General features: G+C 68.0%; 20 protein-coding genes. 2 read left to right on the forward strand and 18 right to left on the reverse strand.

What is annotated here, in order from left to right:
• Positions 1-85: 85 nt before the first annotated feature.
• The 17 genes from VFP86_00440 to tgt form a co-directional block, all read right to left on the reverse strand.
• Entirely contained in the window at positions 86-274 is a 189-nt protein-coding gene (locus VFP86_00440; protein HET8998093.1) for a hypothetical protein, read from the reverse strand.
• The gene (locus tag VFP86_00445) at positions 271-2,259 is read right to left on the reverse strand and encodes a heme lyase CcmF/NrfE family subunit (GenBank protein HET8998094.1); all 1,989 of its coding nucleotides are present in this window, start codon (positions 2,257-2,259) and stop codon (positions 271-273) included. The genes VFP86_00440 and VFP86_00445 overlap by 4 nt, the downstream gene beginning before the upstream one ends.
• 5 nt (positions 2,260-2,264) lie before the next feature.
• Positions 2,265-2,678 carry a cytochrome c maturation protein CcmE gene (locus tag VFP86_00450; GenBank protein ID HET8998095.1) on the reverse strand — a complete coding sequence of 138 codons (414 nt, stop codon included), beginning with the start codon at positions 2,676-2,678 and terminating at the stop codon, positions 2,265-2,267.
• Complete coding sequence (locus VFP86_00455; protein ID HET8998096.1) at positions 2,675-2,854, reverse strand: CcmD family protein; 180 nt, start codon at positions 2,852-2,854, stop codon at positions 2,675-2,677. The genes VFP86_00450 and VFP86_00455 overlap by 4 nt, the downstream gene beginning before the upstream one ends.
• Positions 2,851-3,528, reverse strand: a complete 678-nt coding sequence (gene ccsA / locus VFP86_00460) for a cytochrome c biogenesis protein CcsA (protein HET8998097.1) — start codon at positions 3,526-3,528, stop codon at positions 2,851-2,853. Before ccsA ends, VFP86_00455 begins: the two co-directional genes overlap by 4 nt.
• On the reverse strand, positions 3,529-4,197 hold the full coding sequence (locus tag VFP86_00465; protein ID HET8998098.1) for a heme exporter protein CcmB: 669 nt from the start codon (positions 4,195-4,197) through the stop codon (positions 3,529-3,531).
• A complete protein-coding gene (locus tag VFP86_00470) occupies positions 4,194-4,913 on the reverse strand; it encodes an ABC transporter ATP-binding protein (protein HET8998099.1) in 720 nt (239 codons plus the stop codon). The genes VFP86_00465 and VFP86_00470 overlap by 4 nt, the downstream gene beginning before the upstream one ends.
• Before the next feature lies 1 nt (position 4,914).
• Positions 4,915-6,480 carry a hypothetical protein gene (locus VFP86_00475; GenBank protein HET8998100.1) on the reverse strand — a complete coding sequence of 522 codons (1,566 nt, stop codon included), beginning with the start codon at positions 6,478-6,480 and terminating at the stop codon, positions 4,915-4,917.
• Positions 6,477-7,160, reverse strand: a complete 684-nt coding sequence (bshB1, locus tag VFP86_00480; GenBank protein ID HET8998101.1) for a bacillithiol biosynthesis deacetylase BshB1 — start codon at positions 7,158-7,160, stop codon at positions 6,477-6,479. The genes VFP86_00475 and bshB1 overlap by 4 nt, the downstream gene beginning before the upstream one ends.
• Positions 7,142-7,852: a glycosyltransferase family 2 protein gene (locus VFP86_00485; protein ID HET8998102.1), complete on the reverse strand. Its 711-nt coding sequence runs from the start codon at positions 7,850-7,852 to the stop codon at positions 7,142-7,144. The genes bshB1 and VFP86_00485 overlap by 19 nt, the downstream gene beginning before the upstream one ends.
• An 87-nt stretch (positions 7,853-7,939) precedes the next feature.
• Positions 7,940-8,923, reverse strand: coding sequence for a porphobilinogen synthase (hemB, locus tag VFP86_00490; GenBank protein HET8998103.1), 984 nt, complete (start codon positions 8,921-8,923; stop codon positions 7,940-7,942).
• Between the two features lie 10 nt (positions 8,924-8,933).
• Entirely contained in the window at positions 8,934-9,743 is an 810-nt protein-coding gene (locus VFP86_00495; GenBank protein ID HET8998104.1) for a uroporphyrinogen-III synthase, read from the reverse strand.
• Positions 9,740-10,699 carry a hydroxymethylbilane synthase gene (gene hemC, locus VFP86_00500; protein HET8998105.1) on the reverse strand — a complete coding sequence of 320 codons (960 nt, stop codon included), beginning with the start codon at positions 10,697-10,699 and terminating at the stop codon, positions 9,740-9,742. The genes VFP86_00495 and hemC overlap by 4 nt, the downstream gene beginning before the upstream one ends.
• A complete protein-coding gene (locus tag VFP86_00505) occupies positions 10,696-11,334 on the reverse strand; it encodes a helix-turn-helix domain-containing protein (GenBank protein HET8998106.1) in 639 nt (212 codons plus the stop codon). Before VFP86_00505 ends, hemC begins: the two co-directional genes overlap by 4 nt.
• A 356-nt stretch (positions 11,335-11,690) precedes the next feature.
• Entirely contained in the window at positions 11,691-12,395 is a 705-nt protein-coding gene (locus tag VFP86_00510) for an HD domain-containing protein (GenBank protein ID HET8998107.1), read from the reverse strand.
• On the reverse strand, positions 12,392-12,685 hold the full coding sequence (yajC, locus tag VFP86_00515) for a preprotein translocase subunit YajC (protein ID HET8998108.1): 294 nt from the start codon (positions 12,683-12,685) through the stop codon (positions 12,392-12,394). Before yajC ends, VFP86_00510 begins: the two co-directional genes overlap by 4 nt.
• Position 12,686: 1 nt before the next feature.
• Positions 12,687-13,862, reverse strand: a complete 1,176-nt coding sequence (tgt, locus tag VFP86_00520; protein ID HET8998109.1) for a tRNA guanosine(34) transglycosylase Tgt — start codon at positions 13,860-13,862, stop codon at positions 12,687-12,689.
• A 117-nt stretch (positions 13,863-13,979) separates the two neighbouring features.
• Between tgt and VFP86_00525 the strand changes: the two genes are divergently transcribed.
• Both VFP86_00525 and VFP86_00530 read left to right on the forward strand, forming a co-directional pair.
• Complete coding sequence (locus VFP86_00525) at positions 13,980-14,774, forward strand: glycosyltransferase (protein HET8998110.1); 795 nt, start codon at positions 13,980-13,982, stop codon at positions 14,772-14,774.
• A gap of 85 nt (positions 14,775-14,859) precedes the next feature.
• Positions 14,860-16,953 (forward strand): hypothetical protein, encoded by a 2,094-nt coding sequence (locus VFP86_00530; GenBank protein HET8998111.1) that lies wholly within the window; start codon positions 14,860-14,862, stop codon positions 16,951-16,953.
• Positions 16,954-16,990: 37 nt separating this feature from the next.
• Here the strand turns inward: VFP86_00530 and VFP86_00535 are convergent.
• Positions 16,991-17,110 (reverse strand): S-adenosylmethionine:tRNA ribosyltransferase-isomerase (locus tag VFP86_00535; GenBank protein ID HET8998112.1); only part of this gene is annotated, 120 nt, incomplete at its 5' end.

Here is a 17,110-nt window from a genome sequence, read left to right on the forward strand (position 1 = left end):
CCGTCGCCGGAGGCGCTGAGATCCGCGGGTCCCCCGAAGACACACGCAGCGACGGCGGCCCCGAAGATGGGCCACAGGACGCGCGTTAGCGTTCGCCCCCCGGCGTTCGTTCGATCGTGTCGCCGGGCCCAGCGCCCCCGGCCTGCTGCCGAGCCGTCGCGTCGCGCGCTCCGCCCCGTGCGCGCAGATGTATAGAATTGGTGGCGTTGCGAAGCGGAGCGAGCACCCACGCCGCGACCGCCGCGGCGAAGATGACCATCACCACGGCCGTCACGGCCCCTCTGACGTCAAAGCGCCCGCGGGCGCACCCGCGAGCGCGGTGGCGGGACGACGCTCAGGGAGCATCGCGATCACCGCTCCGGCGGTCAGCACGAGGCCGCCGGCCCAGATCCACATCACGAGCGGGTTCACGAGCAGGCGTAGGGTCGCCTCCCCTTCCCGCGTCCACGCCGCTAGGATCACGTACAGATCATTCGCCGGCGTGCTCCGAAGAGCGACGTCCGTGGTAGCTTCCGAGCTCGTGAGGAAGAGATTCCGGCTGGCGTCGAGCGGCCCGAGATCCCGCGCCCCCGCGAACGCGTGGAGCCGGGCGGTCACCACCAGCGCACCGTTGCGCGTCGCCTCTGAGATCCCCTCGTACCTGATCCGATACCGAGCCACTTGGACGGAGTCGCCCGGCCGGAGGGTCGCCACGCGCTGAGTGCTGAACACCGAGGATCCGGTGATCCCGGCAAAGACCAGCAGGATCCCGAGATGCACGACGTATCCGCCGTACCGCCTCCGATTCCCCATGACGAGCGCCCACAGCGCCGCCACGCCGCCGGTGTCCCCGTGGGTCCGGCGGAGCCGGATCCCTCGAATGAACTCGAGCGTGATGGTCGCGGCGACGAACCCGCACAGGGCGAATGCCAGCACCGCGCCGGGGGCCCGGACGCCGGCGGCGAGCAGCGCGAGCCCGAGGGACACGCCGGACGCGCCCGGGGCGAGGAAGTCGCGTCGAAGGTCCGACGCCGTCGCCCGCCGCCACGCCAATAGCGGTCCTACGCCCATCAACAGCAAGAGGAGCAGCGCCAGTGGTGAGATGACGTGATCGAAGAAGGGCGGCCCCACGTTCACCCGCCGTCCCGTGAGGGCCTCAGAGACCACCGGGAACACTGTTCCCAGAAACACGGCGAACGCGGTGGTGAGAAAGACCACGTTGTTCAAGAGAAACGCGCTCTCCCGAGAGAGCACTGCGTCCAGGTGGTTCCGGCTGCGGAGCGCTTCCCACCTCCACGCCAGCAGGGCGAACGCCGCGACCATGGCGAGCGCGAGGAACCCGAGGAAATACGCGCCCAGCGGCGATTGGGTAAACGAGTGGATGCTGCTGAGCACGCCGCTGCGTGTTAGGAACGTGCCGAAGATCGACAGCCCGAACGCAAGCACGACCAGGAGCGCGGTCCACTGGCCGAGCATCGCCCGGCGTTCCTGGATCATCACCGAGTGGAGAAACGCGGTGGCCACCAGCCACGGCATCAGCGCCGCGTTCTCCACGGGATCCCAGGCCCAATACCCCCCCCATCCCAACACGACGTAGGACCACTTCGCTCCGAACATCAGACCCATGCTCAGGCAGTACCATGCCCACAGCATCCAGCGGCGCGCCAGGAGCACTCCCGCCTCCTCGATCGCTCCGTCCGCCAGCGCCGCGACCACGATCGCAAAGGGCACGGTCAGGCCGACGAACCCGAGGTACAGCGTGGGCGGATGGATCGCCATCCATGGGTTGAGCAGCAGGGGGTTCATCCCCCGTCCATCCGCGGGCGGGAACGGCACCGTAACGAACGGCGAGGCCACCGCGACCAGCATGAAGAGGAAAAATGCCGAGACGGCAGCGCATACCCCGACCACCCCGGGGAGGAGCCGCGGTCGGTCCCGCCCGACGCTCCGGATGATCGCCAACGAGTACCCCGAGAGGATCAGCGCCCACAGCAACAGCGACCCTTCCATGCCGCCCCAGAACGAGGTGAGATCATACACCACGGCCTGGGCGTTGCTGACGTGGCTCGTCACGTACGCAAACGAATAGTCGCGCGCAAGGAGCGCGCCCGCCAGCACGACACCGGCGAGGGCCTCGAGCGCCGCGACCATCCAGACGGCTCGGACCGCACTCGTCACGAGCTCCGGCCGCCGGGATCGCGCCCCCAACCAGGCGGCCGCGAGAGCGTAGACGGCAAGAACGAGGGCGGAGGCGAGACCAAACCTGCCGAGATCAGCCACGCCGATTACCTCTGGCTCTGTGGATCAGCCGGGGAATACTTCGTCGGACATTTCGCCAGGAGCGTTGTGGCGGTAAAGGATCCATCGGAGAGGAGCGCGCCCTCGACCACGACCTGGCGGCCCGCGCTGAAGATGTCAGGAATGACCCCGCTGTAGTGAACCGGAATGGCATCCGTCCCGTCGGTGACGCTGAAGCGGAGGTGCTGGTGCGAGGGGTCCCATGCGATCGACCCCGGGACCACCGTGCCGCCAAGGCGCACCCGCGCCTGCGCGGCGGCCCCCGTCCTCCCCCGCAGCTCTCCCACGGTCACCCAGTAGGTGGCCCCCTGCTGGATCCCCCCGTAGACGAGGTAGGCGAGCGCGAAGACGAACACGGCGACCCCCGCGACAAAGACCACGGGCCTGCGCCGGAATGTCATGGACGCCCCGCGCGAGAATGGCCCGAGGCCGACGGAGACGGCGGCGCGGTCTTCTGTAACCTCTCGCGCAGCGTGTGCACTTCGCGGGCCAGCGCTTGGCTCCTTCGACCCAGGGCGTAGAGGTACAGAAAGATGCCGATCCACACCGCGGCAAAGGCCCAAAACAAGTAGGTCATGGAGGGACTTCGCCGGCGGCCAGCGCCGCGACCTCAGCCTCCAACAGCCCGATCGCAAGGCGCGCGCGAAACAGAGTCCAGTAGAACAAGCTCCACGCGACGAGCCCAGCAGCAAGCGCCCACACCATCGAGGGCGCCAGGCCGATGCTGCGCGATGTGAAGATCACCGGGGACAAGGCGCGGAGATACCGGGCCGAGAGCCATACCAGCGGCACATCGACAAACCCCACGATCGCGAACACGGCGGCGAAGCGGGCGCGCCGCACGTCCTCTCCGGCGGCGCCCCGCAGCACCAGATACCCCACGTAGACGAGCCACAAGATCAGGTAAGTCACCAGCTGGGGATCCCACGTCCACCACGTGCCCCACACGGGACGCGCCCACAGCGAACCGGTCACGATCACCAGGGTGCTGAACAGGACTCCGATCTCCGCGGCCGCCGCCCCCACCTCGTCCCACTCGCGCCGGGCGGTCCTGAGATACTGGATCCCAGCCCAACACGCGTGCCCGAACGCGACGAACCCGATCCACGCCAGGGGAAGGTGGACGTAAAAAATGCGCTGGATGTCCCCCATGACCGCCTCGGGTTGGGCGAACACAAATGCGCCGTAGAGGGCGATGAGCATCGTGCCACCCGTGATCGACGCGAGCGCGGTGTCGCGGGACCGGATCACTTACTCCTCCACCACGTAGGCAAACAGCCACATGCCGAGCATCCCAAAAATGATATCAACCGCCCCCAGCAGTTTCAACGAACGTAAGAGTTCGGTAAGTCCACGATCGTCGAGCACTGCCCCGATCCCGGCGAGCGAGAGCATGATCACCGGGAGCGCGACTGGCAGCAGCAAGATCGGGAGCAGCACTTCCCGCAGCCGGGTCGCCGACGTCATCGCCCCAAGCAGCGTTCCGATCGCCGTGAACCCGACCGCGCCGAGCACCAGCGGGAGGGAGAGCCACATGAGGTGCCGACCGACGTCGGCGGTGAACAAGACGGCGGTCGCCACGACCACAACGATCTGAAGAATGAGCACCACGACCAGGTTCGCCCCGCATTTGCCGAGGTAGAGGAGGCTCCGACTGACCGGGGTCATCAACAGCCCTTGGAGGGCCTGCCCCTCCTGTTCGATGGCGTGCGCGCGCGCCAGCCCCAGCGTCGCCGCAAACGACACCGTCACCCACACCACGGCGGGGGCGGCGGCCGTCCCGAGACGGGAAGACGGGCCCAGGGCAAGGTTCTGGATCACGAGCGCCAGAAACGCGACGAGGCCCATCGACGTGACCAGTTCTCTGGTGCGGGCTTCGATCACCAGGTCTTTCCAGATCAGAGCGCCGAGGGTCCTCACCGATGATCCCCGGCGATCGCCTCACCGTACCACGCGCGCAACGCCTCCGGATCCATCCCCGCAAGCGCGCTCGGGGCGGTGAGGCGGCCCCCCGCGAGGACGGCAGCATCGTCGGCGACGCGGAGCGCTTCGGCCGCGCTGTGGGTGGTCATGACCGTCGCCCCCCCATCCCGGCAAAACTCCCGGAGCGTCCGGCTGAGGTCCTCGGCACCCCCGGGGTCCAGGCCGGTGAAGGGCTCGTCGAGCAGCAGGACCGCCGGACGATGCAGGAGCGCGCGGGCGAGGGCGGCCCGTTGCTGGCTCCCTCGGGATAAGCTACGAACGAGGGCTGCCGGCTGGTCGATCCCCATCAGGTCGCAGACGCCGGCGGCCCGTTCGTATCCATCAGGTAGGTTGTACAAGATGGCAAGAAGGCGCAGGTTCTCGCCCACGCTGAGCCCGCCGTACAGCATCGGTTCGTGGCCAACGAATCCGATCCGGCGCCGGACGGAGGGATCTGTGAATGGATCATCTCCGTGGATCCGGACCCGCCCCCGGCGCGGACGCAACGCCGCCCCGAGCACGCGGAGAAGGGTCGATTTCCCTGAGCCGTTGGGACCGAGAATCGCGAGGCACCGTCCAGCGGGCACCTTGAGGGTCACGCTGCGGAGCACCGGCGCGCGCCCGTAACTCCGCCAAAGGTCTTCGGCGTACACCGCGTCCCGGTCGCCGGCCACCTCAGGCCGGTGCGGTCGAAGCGGCGGCCAACGCGCTGAGGCGGGCGGGGTCGAACAAGAAGAATGGATACCCCCGATAGGTCGCCGCCACTTCCGCCGAGGATCGGCCGAGGGTCGCCTGCTTCGTCTGCAGCCGGTGGATCTCGTCCGCAAGGCCCTGCGCAAGCTGCGCGTTGATCTCGCGGATCTGGTGCGTGGCCGCCCGGCGCTCGGCCCCCGGGCGCATCTGCTCGACCGCCCGGATCAGCGACCATTTCTGGTCGATCAGCCGGCGCTGGGCTTCCGACGGGGAGGCGAGCGACCGCTCGGGATTGTGCTGCAGATCCATCAACCGGCGTTCGAGCGCCCGTCCGTCCTCGACGGCGCCGCCGGTGCCCGCGAGCGGCAGCATGAGGGTCGCGGTCGCAACGACGTAGGGTGGTGGCGCGCACCCGAACACCTCGCCGATCACCGCATTGGTCGCGCGGTCGTAGCGGGCTCCGCCAACGCCGTGGATGAACAGATCCGCGAGACACAGCCGGGCGAACATCGTGAACGTGAGCGCTTTGGGCCGGATGCGTACGCCGGACGCGCGCAGCGCCTCCACCCCCGCCCGGCCCGCCGGCAGGTCCAGTAATGTGTCGGCCGGCGTCCGCAGCTGCAGCCGATCGCTATCCCGGTGGACAAAGAGACTGACCCGCCTCCCCCCGCGCACGATCCAAAACGGCGCCTCTTCGTACCCGTCCGCCGACTCGAGGTTCGGGAACGGGTTGGCGGCCGACCGCAGGCGATGGAGGCGACGGTACTCGTCTAGGCTCGCGTTATACCGCCTTCGGAATCCAGAGGGATCCTGCAACAGATGCAGGGCAAAGGCGGCAAACTCCGGGGTCTCGGAGAGGGCGGAGACGGCCACCTCTGCGTAGCCGGGGGGGGCCGCGGTGGCCTCATACATCCGCCGCGCGCCGGCGAGGAACTGGCCGAGGGTGCCGGCATGCGTCCGCGCCCGCGCGGCCCCCGCGACGAAGGTCTCGAAGCACGCGCGCATCTCGCCCGCCGCGACGGTGCCGAGGTGGCGGCGCACCCGGCCGCAAAACGTTTGCCACTGTCCCTCCGTTGGGGCGGGCGCCGCCTCGAGCGACACGTCGCCCGGCAGATCGAGGAGCGTCTCGGTGTGCCGCGTGAGCTGGTCTCCTTGGGAGGGGATCTCCGCGGTGATCGGCCCGGGGGCGTCGTTGTCGACGAGCAGGTAGAGCCCGCTCATGTCCAAATGTTGGCATAGGCGAGTGAGGAGAAAAAACTTGAACCAGACGCCGGGGTGGAAGAACACCGGCTGGTGTCCCATGACGACGAGCCGAGCGGCGGACGACAGCGCATCCGGCGGGACCCCCGCGATCGACAACGCGCGCGCCCGCACCTGTTCGCGGAACTCCCCGAGCGGGGTTCCGAGAATCTCGGCGCCCCCCCAGCCCCCGCGCAGCGCCTGGTCCAGAATCGCCGGCAGGCGTTCCACCGGCGGATCGATGAGCACCTCGCCCGAGCGCTCCGGCACCTTGTACGCGGTCGGGGCCGGCGACGCCCGCTGGATCACAGCAGATCCTCGAGACTGCGGAGGCCGAGCGCTTCCTTGCTGGCGAACGGTTCCCCGTACGGCCGGCGGATGCGTGTGCCCCAGTACCCGGCCACGGTGCGGATCGCGTCGAGGACGGCGGCGTTGCCGCGCTCCTCGTTAAACTGTGAGCGGTAGCAGGCGATGGCGTCCATCTTCTGTTGAATCTGGTCGGAGATGTCGAGGACAAACGCGGGGGCGACGTGGAGCCGGTAGTGCGTACAGAAAAAGTGCAGGATCCGCCGTGGGTAGTGGGGATCGCCCCGCATCTCGGTCTTCGTGAGCTTCGCGTAGAACCGGGCCGCTTCGCCGAGGTGTTCCGCGGCGATGTGGTCGGGGTGCGCGTCCACACCGTAAGGGAGGAACACGATCTCGGGGCGCACCTCGCGGATGACCTCCGCGACGGCGACGCGGTTCTCCACGGTATCCATGAGATACCGGTTCGGCAACGGAAGAGTGATCCGGCGCTCCACACCCAGCGTCTGCGCCGCGGCCTCGCTCTCGGTCCGCCGAATATCCGGCGAGCCCATCGGGGTTGGCTCGCCGTCGGTGAGATCGAGGATGGTGACGCGATGCCCCCGCTGCACGAACGCCCCGATCGCACCACCCATTCCAATCTCGACATCATCGGGATGCGCGCCGATCACGAGGAATTCCGCCATCGGCTCACCTCCCGGTCGATGATGGACAAGTAATAGGTCCGGCGCGTCGCCGGATCGTCCAGGCCGCCCCAGAATCGGCGGTCGGGGTTCTTGTAGATGCGCGGAACTGGGATCTCCTTCACCGTCAGCCCGAGCCGGGCCGCCTGCAGCCACACCTGCAGGGGGAGGCCGTAGGACCGTTCGTCGAGTTGCATCCGCGCGAGGCCCGCGACGCGGTACGCCTTGAACCCGCACCACGCATCGGTCAGATGATACCCGGTGAGGTCGTTGACGATCCGGGTCACCTCGGCATTGAGTTGCTGCCGATCGGGGGGCGCCGGGTCCTGCACGAACGACGCATCAGGATGGTAGCGGCTCCCCGAGACGATGTCAACGGCCCGGGCCGCCTCCACAAACTCGGGGATCAGCCGGGGCTCGTGCTGCAGGTCGCAGTCGATCGTCACCGCGACATCGTACCCCGCCCGCACCGCGTACCCGAATCCATCGATCAATGACTGGCCGTACCCCTCGTTCTGCGCGTGGGTCATCACCAGGACACCGGGCCGGCTCCGCTCGAGGATGCGGGCGGACCCATCGGTGGATCCGTCGTTCACGACGAGGATCTCCGCGGTCGTGCGACGCCGGACCTCTCCCAGCACCTCCGCGAGGGTCTCCTCCTCATTGAACAACGGCATGATGACGATCGAACGCATTACCAAGACAACGCCGGTGCCCCCGGCGGTATGCCCCGCCAGAGGCTTACCGGAGGGCCTCGGATCGAAGGGACCCCTGGGGGCGCCTCACCCGTGCCGGAGGCGCTCCGCGGCCGCGCGCGCGAAATACGTGAGGATGAGATCAGCTCCGGCGCGGCGGATCGCGAAGAGCACCTCCATCATCGCCGCCTGCTCGTCGATCCAGCCGCGAGCGGCAGCGGCCCGCAGCATCGCGTATTCCCCGCTGACGTTGTAGGCCGCCGTCGGCAGGCCGAACGTCGTCTTCACCCGTGCGAGGACGTCGAGGTAGAGGAGTGCCGGCTTTACCATGACGATGTCGGCGCCCTCTTCGATATCCGCCCGTACCTCGCGGAGCGCTTCGTCGACGTTGCCGGGATCCACCTGGTAGCCGCGGCGATCGCCAGACTGGGGTCGAGATTCCGCCGCCTGCCGGAACGGCCCGTAGAACGCCGACGCGTACTTGACCGCGTACGCCATGATGGCGACGTTCTGATGCCCGTGCTCGTCGAGGGCCCGCCGGACCGCGCCCACCTGGCCGTCCATCATCCCCGACGGTGCAACAAAATCCACCCCCGCGTCGGCGTACGAGACCGCAATGCGCGCGTAGGCCTCAAGCGTGGTGTCGTTGTCGACCGCCCCACCCTTGAGGAGACCGCAGTGTCCGTGATCGGTGTACTCGCACAGACAGAGGTCCCCCATCAGGACGAGCCGATCCCCGAACTCGGCCCGCACTGCCCGCATCGCCTGCTGGACGATCCCATCCGGGTCCCACGCGGCGGTGCCCTCGGCATCCTTGCGCGCGGGGATCCCAAACAAAAGGACCGCCGGCACGCCGAGCTCGGCGTGCACGCCGCAGGTCTCGACGAGGCTCGACACCGTGTGCTGGTGTTGCCCCGGCATCGCCTCGATGTCCACCGGCCGCGACACACCCTCCTTCACGAAGAGGGGGGCAATGAGGTGGTGTGGCGCAAGCGTGGTCTCGCGGACCATGGCGCGGATCGGCTCGGTCCGCCGAAGCCGGCGCGGACGGCTATACGGGAAGGATGTCATGTCTCTACTCCTATCGGTCGACGGCGGTGACCGCGCGGCCCAACCGCCCGCGCAGGGCGTCCACCAACCCCGGAATCGTGTAGACCTCTGCGATGAGACCCACGGACAAACCGCACTCCTGCGCGGCGGCCGCGGTGACCGGCCCGATGCAGGCGATGATCGCATCCCCAAGCACGCGCGATCCCTCTGCGCCGGCGAGTTCGACGAAGTGTCGGACCGTCGAAGGGCTGGTGAACGTCACGGCGTCGATGGTCCCGTGGAGCAACCGCGTCCGCGCCCCGGGGTCCTGCGCGCGCTCCAACTCGACCCGGTAGACGGGGACGACATCAACCACGGCGCCGAGCGCCCTCAATCCGTCAGGCAGCACCGCGCGCGCGGCGGCCGCGCGCGGCAGCAATATCCGGGCCCCGCGCACCTCCTGCGCGCGCTCGCCAAATGCCTCGAGCAACGCCTCGGCGACGAACCTGGCCGGCGCCACCGACGGTCGGAGCCCATGCGCGAGCAGGGCCTGTGCTGTGGCAGGCCCGATCGAGGCGATGCGGAGCCGGCCGAGCAGCGACGCGTCTCCGCCGCGTATCCTGAGGCGATCGGCGAATTGCGTGACCGCGTTTTGGCTCGTGAACACCGCCCACTGATACCCGGCAAGCCGGTCGATCGCCCGATCGACGGGGCCGTAGTCGTCCGGGGGCACGATCCGGATCGCGGGGACCTCGATGACCTCGGCGCCGTCCGCCTCGAGCAGCGCGCTGAGGCGGTGCGCCTGCGCGCGGGCGCGAGTCACGACGATCCGGCGCCCGGACAGCAGGCCGTTCCCGGTCACAAGACTTCCCTTCGCGTTCCCGCCACCGCGCCCACAGCGCGGATGCCGTCCAACACGCTCCCTGCGTGCATGAGAAGAGTCTCGGCCACTGCTGCGCCGAGTTGCGCGGGCGCCTCGACGGGCCCGCTCGCGCGATGCCGGTGGACGGTGGTGCCGTCGATCGACGCCACCAGCCCTTCGAGGACCATCACCCCGCCATCGACCGTGGCGAGCGCGGCGGCCGGCGCCCGGCACCCGCTCCCCAGGCGCGCGACAAACGCCCGCTCCGCTTCCACCGCCGCCTGAGTCGGTGGATGATTGATGCGGCGCACCAGATCGATCAGGGGTTGATCTGAGCGGCGCACTTCGACGGCGATCGCCCCCTGAGCGGGTGCCGGCAGCATCACCTCGGAGGACAGCCACTCGCTGACCCGGCTCTCCCACCCCATGCGAATCAGCCCGGCGCCTGCTAGGCACAGGGCATCGCACGCTCCGCGATCGAGTTTGGCGAGGCGCGTATCGATGTTTCCGCGGATGGACACCGGCTCCAGATCCGGACGCCGATGAAGGATCTGCGCGCTTCGCCGGACGCTGCTCGTGGCCACGCGGGCGTCTGCCGGCAGGGTCGCAAGCCGGTACCCGGCGCGGGCGATCAGGACGTCCCTCGGGTCGGTCCGCGGAGGACATGCGGCGAGGCAGAGATCCCCGTGTACCTCGGTTGGCAGATCTTTGGCGCTGTGCACGGCCAGATCGCATCGGCCGTCGAGGAGCGCCGCCTCGAGCTCCTTGGCGAAAAAGCCAATCCCCTCCATCTGCTCGAGCGGAACACCAGGGGCGCGATCGCCCGCCGTCTGAATCACGACCACCTCGAGGACGACGCCGGGCACGCGTGCGCGCAGCGCCTGGATGACGAGCTCGGTCTGCCGCAGGCTCAGGCGGCTGCCGCGCGTGCCGACACGCAGCCGCCTCTCGCTCACCCCCGTCCCCCACGCGGGCCGCTCACCATCCGAGTACGCGACGCTTCGGAGGCTTCCATCATCGATTGGAGGGCGCTCTCGAGGAACGCATCGGTATCCCGCATGGCTCGGACTCGATCGCTCCCGCCTTCGCGCGAGCCTGCCAGCGCCTCGGTCACGTGCATTTTGAAACGCAGGAATACCTCGGTCGATTGCGCGGGGGTGATCCCCCACGCAGCCACGGTCCGCCCGAGCGCCGCACCGGCACGACGCGCAGCGGCGAGGTGACGTGGCCGCGCGGGCCGGCCCGCGATATACGATGCCACGATCTGCATCAACTCCGCGCAGTACCCTCGCACGCGGGCCCGGGACGACTCAGGGATTCCGTCATACCAGGGGCGGGTCGCCAGCCACTGCCGCGGGCCCATTGTCCGCCCGGCGGGTGTGCCGGAGAGGACCGCGGCCGGAGGCGCGTTCTCCTGGACGAGCGCATCGAGGTCCCCGAGATCAAAGCGCCGGTGGCCGCCCGGAGTCCGAAAGACGCGCACCTTCCCGGCGTCGGCCCATCCGCGCAACGTTGTGACGTCGACGCCGAGGAACTCCGCCGCTTCCCCAAGGGTCAGCCAGCGGGCGCGGCCCGCCTTGACGGTGGTCACATTCTAGGTGATTCTAGGGAATTCTATGGAATCCCCCTGGAAGGAGGCGTCAGGGTGATCGCTTATCGCCGCTTGCGTGCCGGTCGAGCGGCTTTCCTGGCCGCCGTCCGCCGAGAGCCGCGTGCAGGCGCCCGCCGACGCCCCGCTGCAGCGCGCTGCACACGGGCGCGGCCGCGCAGTCGGAGGGTCGGAGACTTGGTCTCGCCGGGGGCGGAGAAACTGGACGGCTCGTACCACCCCCACTCACGGCAGGCGACGCAGCGAAGGTACACCACACCTCCAGGCCGCTGCGCCGCCGTCTGCGTCTGGCCACAGGATACGCACAGGTACTGCCACGAAGCCATCGTTGACCCCCCCTAGAGCAGTTTCGTCCCGTTGATCTGCAGCTTGAACGCGCACCCGAGCAATTTCGCCGCGTGCCGGCACATCACCATACGCGGCAGGAAGATCTCAAAGTACTCCATCACTTGGGACGTATCGATGGTCAGTTCCAGCGTGATCGTGCGGGCCCCCTCGTCCACGCGGAGGAACGAGTGCTCGACCGCATAGTTCACCCGGTCGTGGATGTCGAAGGTGACCGGGTCGGGGTTGCGGACTCGCGTGCGATGCACATCGGACTTGTCGGAGATGATCAGCGCGGCGCCCACGTCGCTCACCGGTTCGCCGGTCTGCTCCTCGTGATTGCCGATCGCGCCCATCACGATCGCCTGCTCGACCGGATCCATCCCGAGGCGGTTGAGGATATCCCTCGCGAGAATCGCGCCGGTGTGCTCATGGCTTACCCGCCCCACGAGGTTGCCGATATCGTGGAGATACCCCGCGATTCCACCCAGCTGAACGGTCCGCTCGTCGCGTCCCAGCCTGCGGAGCACGTTCCCGGAAATACTGGCGACAAGATTGGCGTGGCGGACGCCGTGCTCGGTGTACCCGATGGCGCGCGTGTACTCGTCGGCCTTCACGATGTACGCCTCGACCTCTCGATCTCGCTTGACCTCGTCGAGGGTCAGCGGGCGGCCCGCCGCGCGCGGCGTCTCCGGTCCGGCCGTGCGGCCGCCGCTCACGAGGCGGCGCCCCCGCGCTTCACCAAAGATTGCACGGCGGCGCGATCTGCCCGAACCCGCACGTTCTGCGCGAGCTCCAGCGTGATGTCGTTGTCCTTCACGTCGAGGATAATGCCGTACAGGCCGCCGCGGGTCAACACCCGGTCGCCCTTCTTAAGACGTCCCAGCATCTCGCGGTGCCGTTTCTGCTGGGCCTGCTGCGGCCGGATGAAGAGAAAATAGAAAACCAGGAAGACGCCGATCAGAGGGAAGAGCCCCACAATTTGGGCCAGCGCCTGCTGGGCGTTCACGTCACCCCTCCGACCGTGACAGAGTTCCGGGGGGTTCTGCGACATCGGGGGGATTCCCTCTCGCGCGGCCCGGTGCGTAACGGGCCAGCGCCTCGCGGCTCCAGGCGCCGAACCGATCTTCGCAGATCGCCTGCCTGATCGCCTCCTCCAGCCGCCCCATGAACACGAGGTTGTGGAGGCTGACCAAGCGCGGGCCCAGCATCTCCCCGGCCTTCACCAAGTGCCTCAGGTAGGCGCGCGAGTAGTGCCGGCAGGCCGGGCACGGGCATTCGCGTTCGATGGGCGAGAGGTCCTCGGTGTACTGCGCCTGCCGCAAATTCATCGGGCCCAACGCGGTGAGCGCCGTTCCAGTCCGCCCGACCCGGGTCGGTAAGACGCAGTCGAACATGTCCACACCCCGCCGTACGGCCTCGAGCACGCTCGGGGGCGATCCCACGCCCATGAGATACCGCGGGGTGGCGACGGGGAGGCGCTCTGTGACCGCCGCGACTAGGTCGTACATGTCCCCCTTGGCTTCGCCGACGGAGAGCCCACCGATAGCGTAGCCGGGAAAGTCGAGCGCGGCTATCTCATCGGCGGCCCGGCGGCGAAGCGCCACATCGAATCCACCCTGGACGATGCCGAAGAGGGCCTGATCTTCCCTCCGGCGGGCGGCCTTGGCCCGGCGGGCCCAGAGGACGGTGCGGCGGTGGGCTTCGAACACATCCATCGTGTCGGCCGGAAAGCCGAGGCACACGTCGAGCGGCATGATGATGTCCGCGCCTAGATGCTCTTCGATCTCGATCACGCGTTCCGGCGTGAACGTCACCTCCCGGCCATCGATCGGAGACCGAAACCGGACGCCCTCGTCGGATACCTTGCGCAGGTGGGGAAGGCTGAACACCTGATAGCCGCCGCTATCGGTGAGCAGGGGACGCTCCCAGTGCATGAACACGTGCAGTCCACCGGCGCGGGCGATCAGCTCGGCGCCTGGGCGGAGCGAGAGGTGAAACGTGTTCGCCAGCACGATCTGGGCGCCCGCGTCCCGGACTTCTTCCGGGGTGAGCGCCCGCACGGTCCCATGGGTCCCGACCGGCATGAACACCGGCGTCCTGACGGTCCCGTGGGGAGTGTGGAGGACGCCTGCCCGGGCGCCCGTCTCTCGATCGGTATGGATGAGTTCGAAGCGAAACGGCATGGGTCAAGAGTATAGCACACGAGGTTCGTTCGGCGGCCGGCGGCGCCCCTCGCTCATCGGCGGCGCGGCGGCCCCGACGCGCTATGAACGGAGACAATTGGGCATCTGGGAATTTGGATGCAGCTCTCCGTCGTCGTGCCCGCGCACAATGAGGGTGATCGAATCTTCGAGGATCTCCTCGAGATTGCCGATACCCTGAGATCATTTTCCACCTCCTGGGAGATCATCCTCGTGGACGACGGAAGCCGCGACGCGACCCGCGGGCAGGCTATCAAGGCCCGGGCGCATATCCCGGGGCTGCGGATCTTCTCGTACCAGGAAAACCGGGGCAAGGGATACGCGCTGCGGCATGGCGCCGGTCACGCTCGGGGCGACCTCGTCGCATTCCTGGATGCGGACCTCGAGCTTCACCCCAAACAGCTACCCGTGTTCTTAGACATCCTGCATCGAGACCGCGCGGATCTTGTCGTCGGGTCGAAGAGACATCCGGAGTCTCCCCCTCCGGCGGCGAGCCAGTCGTTTCCGTTGTCCCGGCGGATCTTAAGCGCATGTTACTTCCTGCTCGTAAAGCAGATGTTTCATCTGCCGGTCCGGGACACTCAGGCGGGGCTCAAGCTGTTTCGACGACACGTGCTGCAGGACGTGTTGCCGAAGGTTCGGACGACCCGGTTCACGTTTGATCTCGACGTGCTCGTCAACGCGCACCGAGCCGGCTACCAAGTGGCCGAGGCTCCGGTCGTCGCTCGATTTCTGCGGGCGTCGAGTCGGCTGACGCTGCGCGATGTGGTGCGCATGTGGGTCGATACGCTGGCGTTGTATTCCCGTGTGCACATGCGTGGCGTGCACCACCACCGAGAGACCCGTCCCGGCGTTGACAAATCTCTTTGGGCGCGCGCGTCCAAGCACCGATAGGCCCGCGGGCCCCGCGGGAGACACGTCTCGGCCACCAGGTGTTCCCATGAACGAATGCGGCGGCAGAGCGCGGCGGACGGGCGGGATGCGCGCCGTGCTCGCCGCGCTCGGGATGTATCTAGGCCTGTCCTTGGCGTTCTTCGGATGGCCGGTCCTGGGTCACCTCTCCCGCGCGTATGTCGGATCCGGGATCGATCCGTCCCTCGCGATGTGGGCGCTGGTCTGGTGGCCTTACGCCGTGCGGCATGGGCTCAATCCATTCTTCACGGACCGGCTCTGGGCGCCGCAGGGCGCCAACCTGGCGTGGATGACCGGAGTGCCCGGCGCGAGCCTGCTGGCCGCCCCGATCACGCTGTGGGCGGGCCCGGTGGCGGCCTACAACGTCCTGGCCTTGCTGGCCCCGGCGCTCGCCGCCCTGGCGACGTTCTTAGTCTGCCGGCACCTCACCAAGGATTTCTGGCCCTCGGTTGTGGCCGGGTGTCTCTTTGGGTTCTCTCCCTACGAGATGGGCCACCTCCGAGGCCATCTGAACCTCATGCTCATCTTCTTGATTCCCCTCGCCGTCTATCTCGTGCTCCTCCGGCTCGACAAGGTCATCAAGCCGTGGGCATTTGTCGCGCTCCTCGGGTTGGTGCTGTGGATGCAGTTCCTGCTCTCCAACGAAGTCTTCGCTACCTTGAGCGGCTTCGGCCTGGCCGCCTTGGGCCTGGCGTACCTGCTCCTGGCCCCGGATCTCAGGCCACGGCTCCGATCGCTGGGCGTCTTGATCCTGGGCGCCTACGGCATCGCGGTGGTCGCGTTGAGCCCGTATCTCCATGCCATCGTCGTCCGGGGGATTCCGCGGATTCCGGTGAGCGACCCCGAAGCCTATCCATCGGATTTGCTGAACTTTCTGATCCCGACTCCCCTCACGCTCGTCGGAGGGTCTGCGCTTGAACCCATCACGCGAGCGTTCAGCGGCAACTACGGGGAAGAAGGCGCGTACCTGGGCGTCCCGCTCCTGCTGGTGATCGCGCTGTTCGCCCGGTCCCACTGGCGGCGACGGGAAGGAAAGTTCTTGGTCTTCACCCTGGGGCTCGTCGCGCTGGCGTCGCTGGGGCCCACCCTGCATGTCGCCGGTCAACGCCTCGTCGCGCTTCCCTGGAGGCTCGTCCTCTTTGTACCGGTCATCAATAATGCCCTGCCGGGACGTTTCTCCGCCTACATCTCCTTCGTCGTCGCCGTCATCGTGGCGACCTGGTTGAGCACCGCCGGAGCCGTCGCGCGGAAGAAATGGGCGCTCGTCTCCCTCGGGGCGATCTGCCTCCTGCCGAACCTGGGGTATCCCGGCTGGGCCACCCCCGCCGCGACCCCGTCGTTCATCACCGACGGACTGTACCGAGCGTACCTCCACGAAGGGGAGACCGTCCTGGTCATCCCGTACGGAGCGAACGGCAACAGCATGCTCTGGCAGGCCGACGCGGCGATGTATTTCCGCATGGCCGAAGGCACGGGCACGGGAAGCTTGTCGCGAGATTTCTTCCGGTGGCCCATCAACTACACGTTTTATTCTGGACGCCTCATTCCCGGCTACGCCGCTCAGGTGAAGGCCTATCTCGCGGCGCACGGTGTCCAAAAAGTCATGGTCGTTGACGGAACCCCCGGCCCCTGGCGGCAGTTGTTCGCGAGCCTCGGGACGGCACCTGTGAGGATCGGGGGCGTCTCGCTCTACCAGGTGCCGCCGCAAGTCCTGGCCACGGTCGGACCATTGACGCCGCTGGAAATAGAGAAGCAATCCAACCTGGCGCTTGCCGCATTGTTGATCGAGGCCGCCGACTATTACCTCTCTCGCGGCATCCCGCTCGCCGAACTCACCCCGCTCGATGCGGAGCGGCGGGGGTTGCTTCCGGCGTACTGGGGAGGGTATGCGGCATCCGAGGTCAATACCCGCCAAGGGTTGGAGTTCTCGACCCGGACCGGCCTCCGGCTCGGGCCATGGGAAGACGACACGGTCGGCGTTGGTCTCATCGCTTCCGGCCAGACGATCGGACCGCTCGTCGCACGCTACGAGTCCGTCGCCGAGCGGATCTACTTCCCGTATCCGCAACCGTTTCGAGGGGATCTCGCGCGCGGGCAGGGCGTGCTGTTAATGGTGTTCAGCCGTCACGGCATCCGAGAAGCGGCCGCCGCGCCACACTGATCCGGGCGAGATCGTTCGATTCGACCACTCCGATGGGTCAGAGGATCAGCATCGCGTCCCCGAAGCTGTAGAAGCGGTAGTGTTCCCGGATCGCCTCCGCGTACGCGCGGAGGAGGCGCTCCCGACCGGCAAACGCGCTCGCCAGCATCACGAGCGT

It is taken from the genome of bacterium, assembly GCA_035703895.1.
Taxonomy (GTDB): domain Bacteria; phylum Sysuimicrobiota; class Sysuimicrobiia; order Sysuimicrobiales; family Segetimicrobiaceae; genus Segetimicrobium.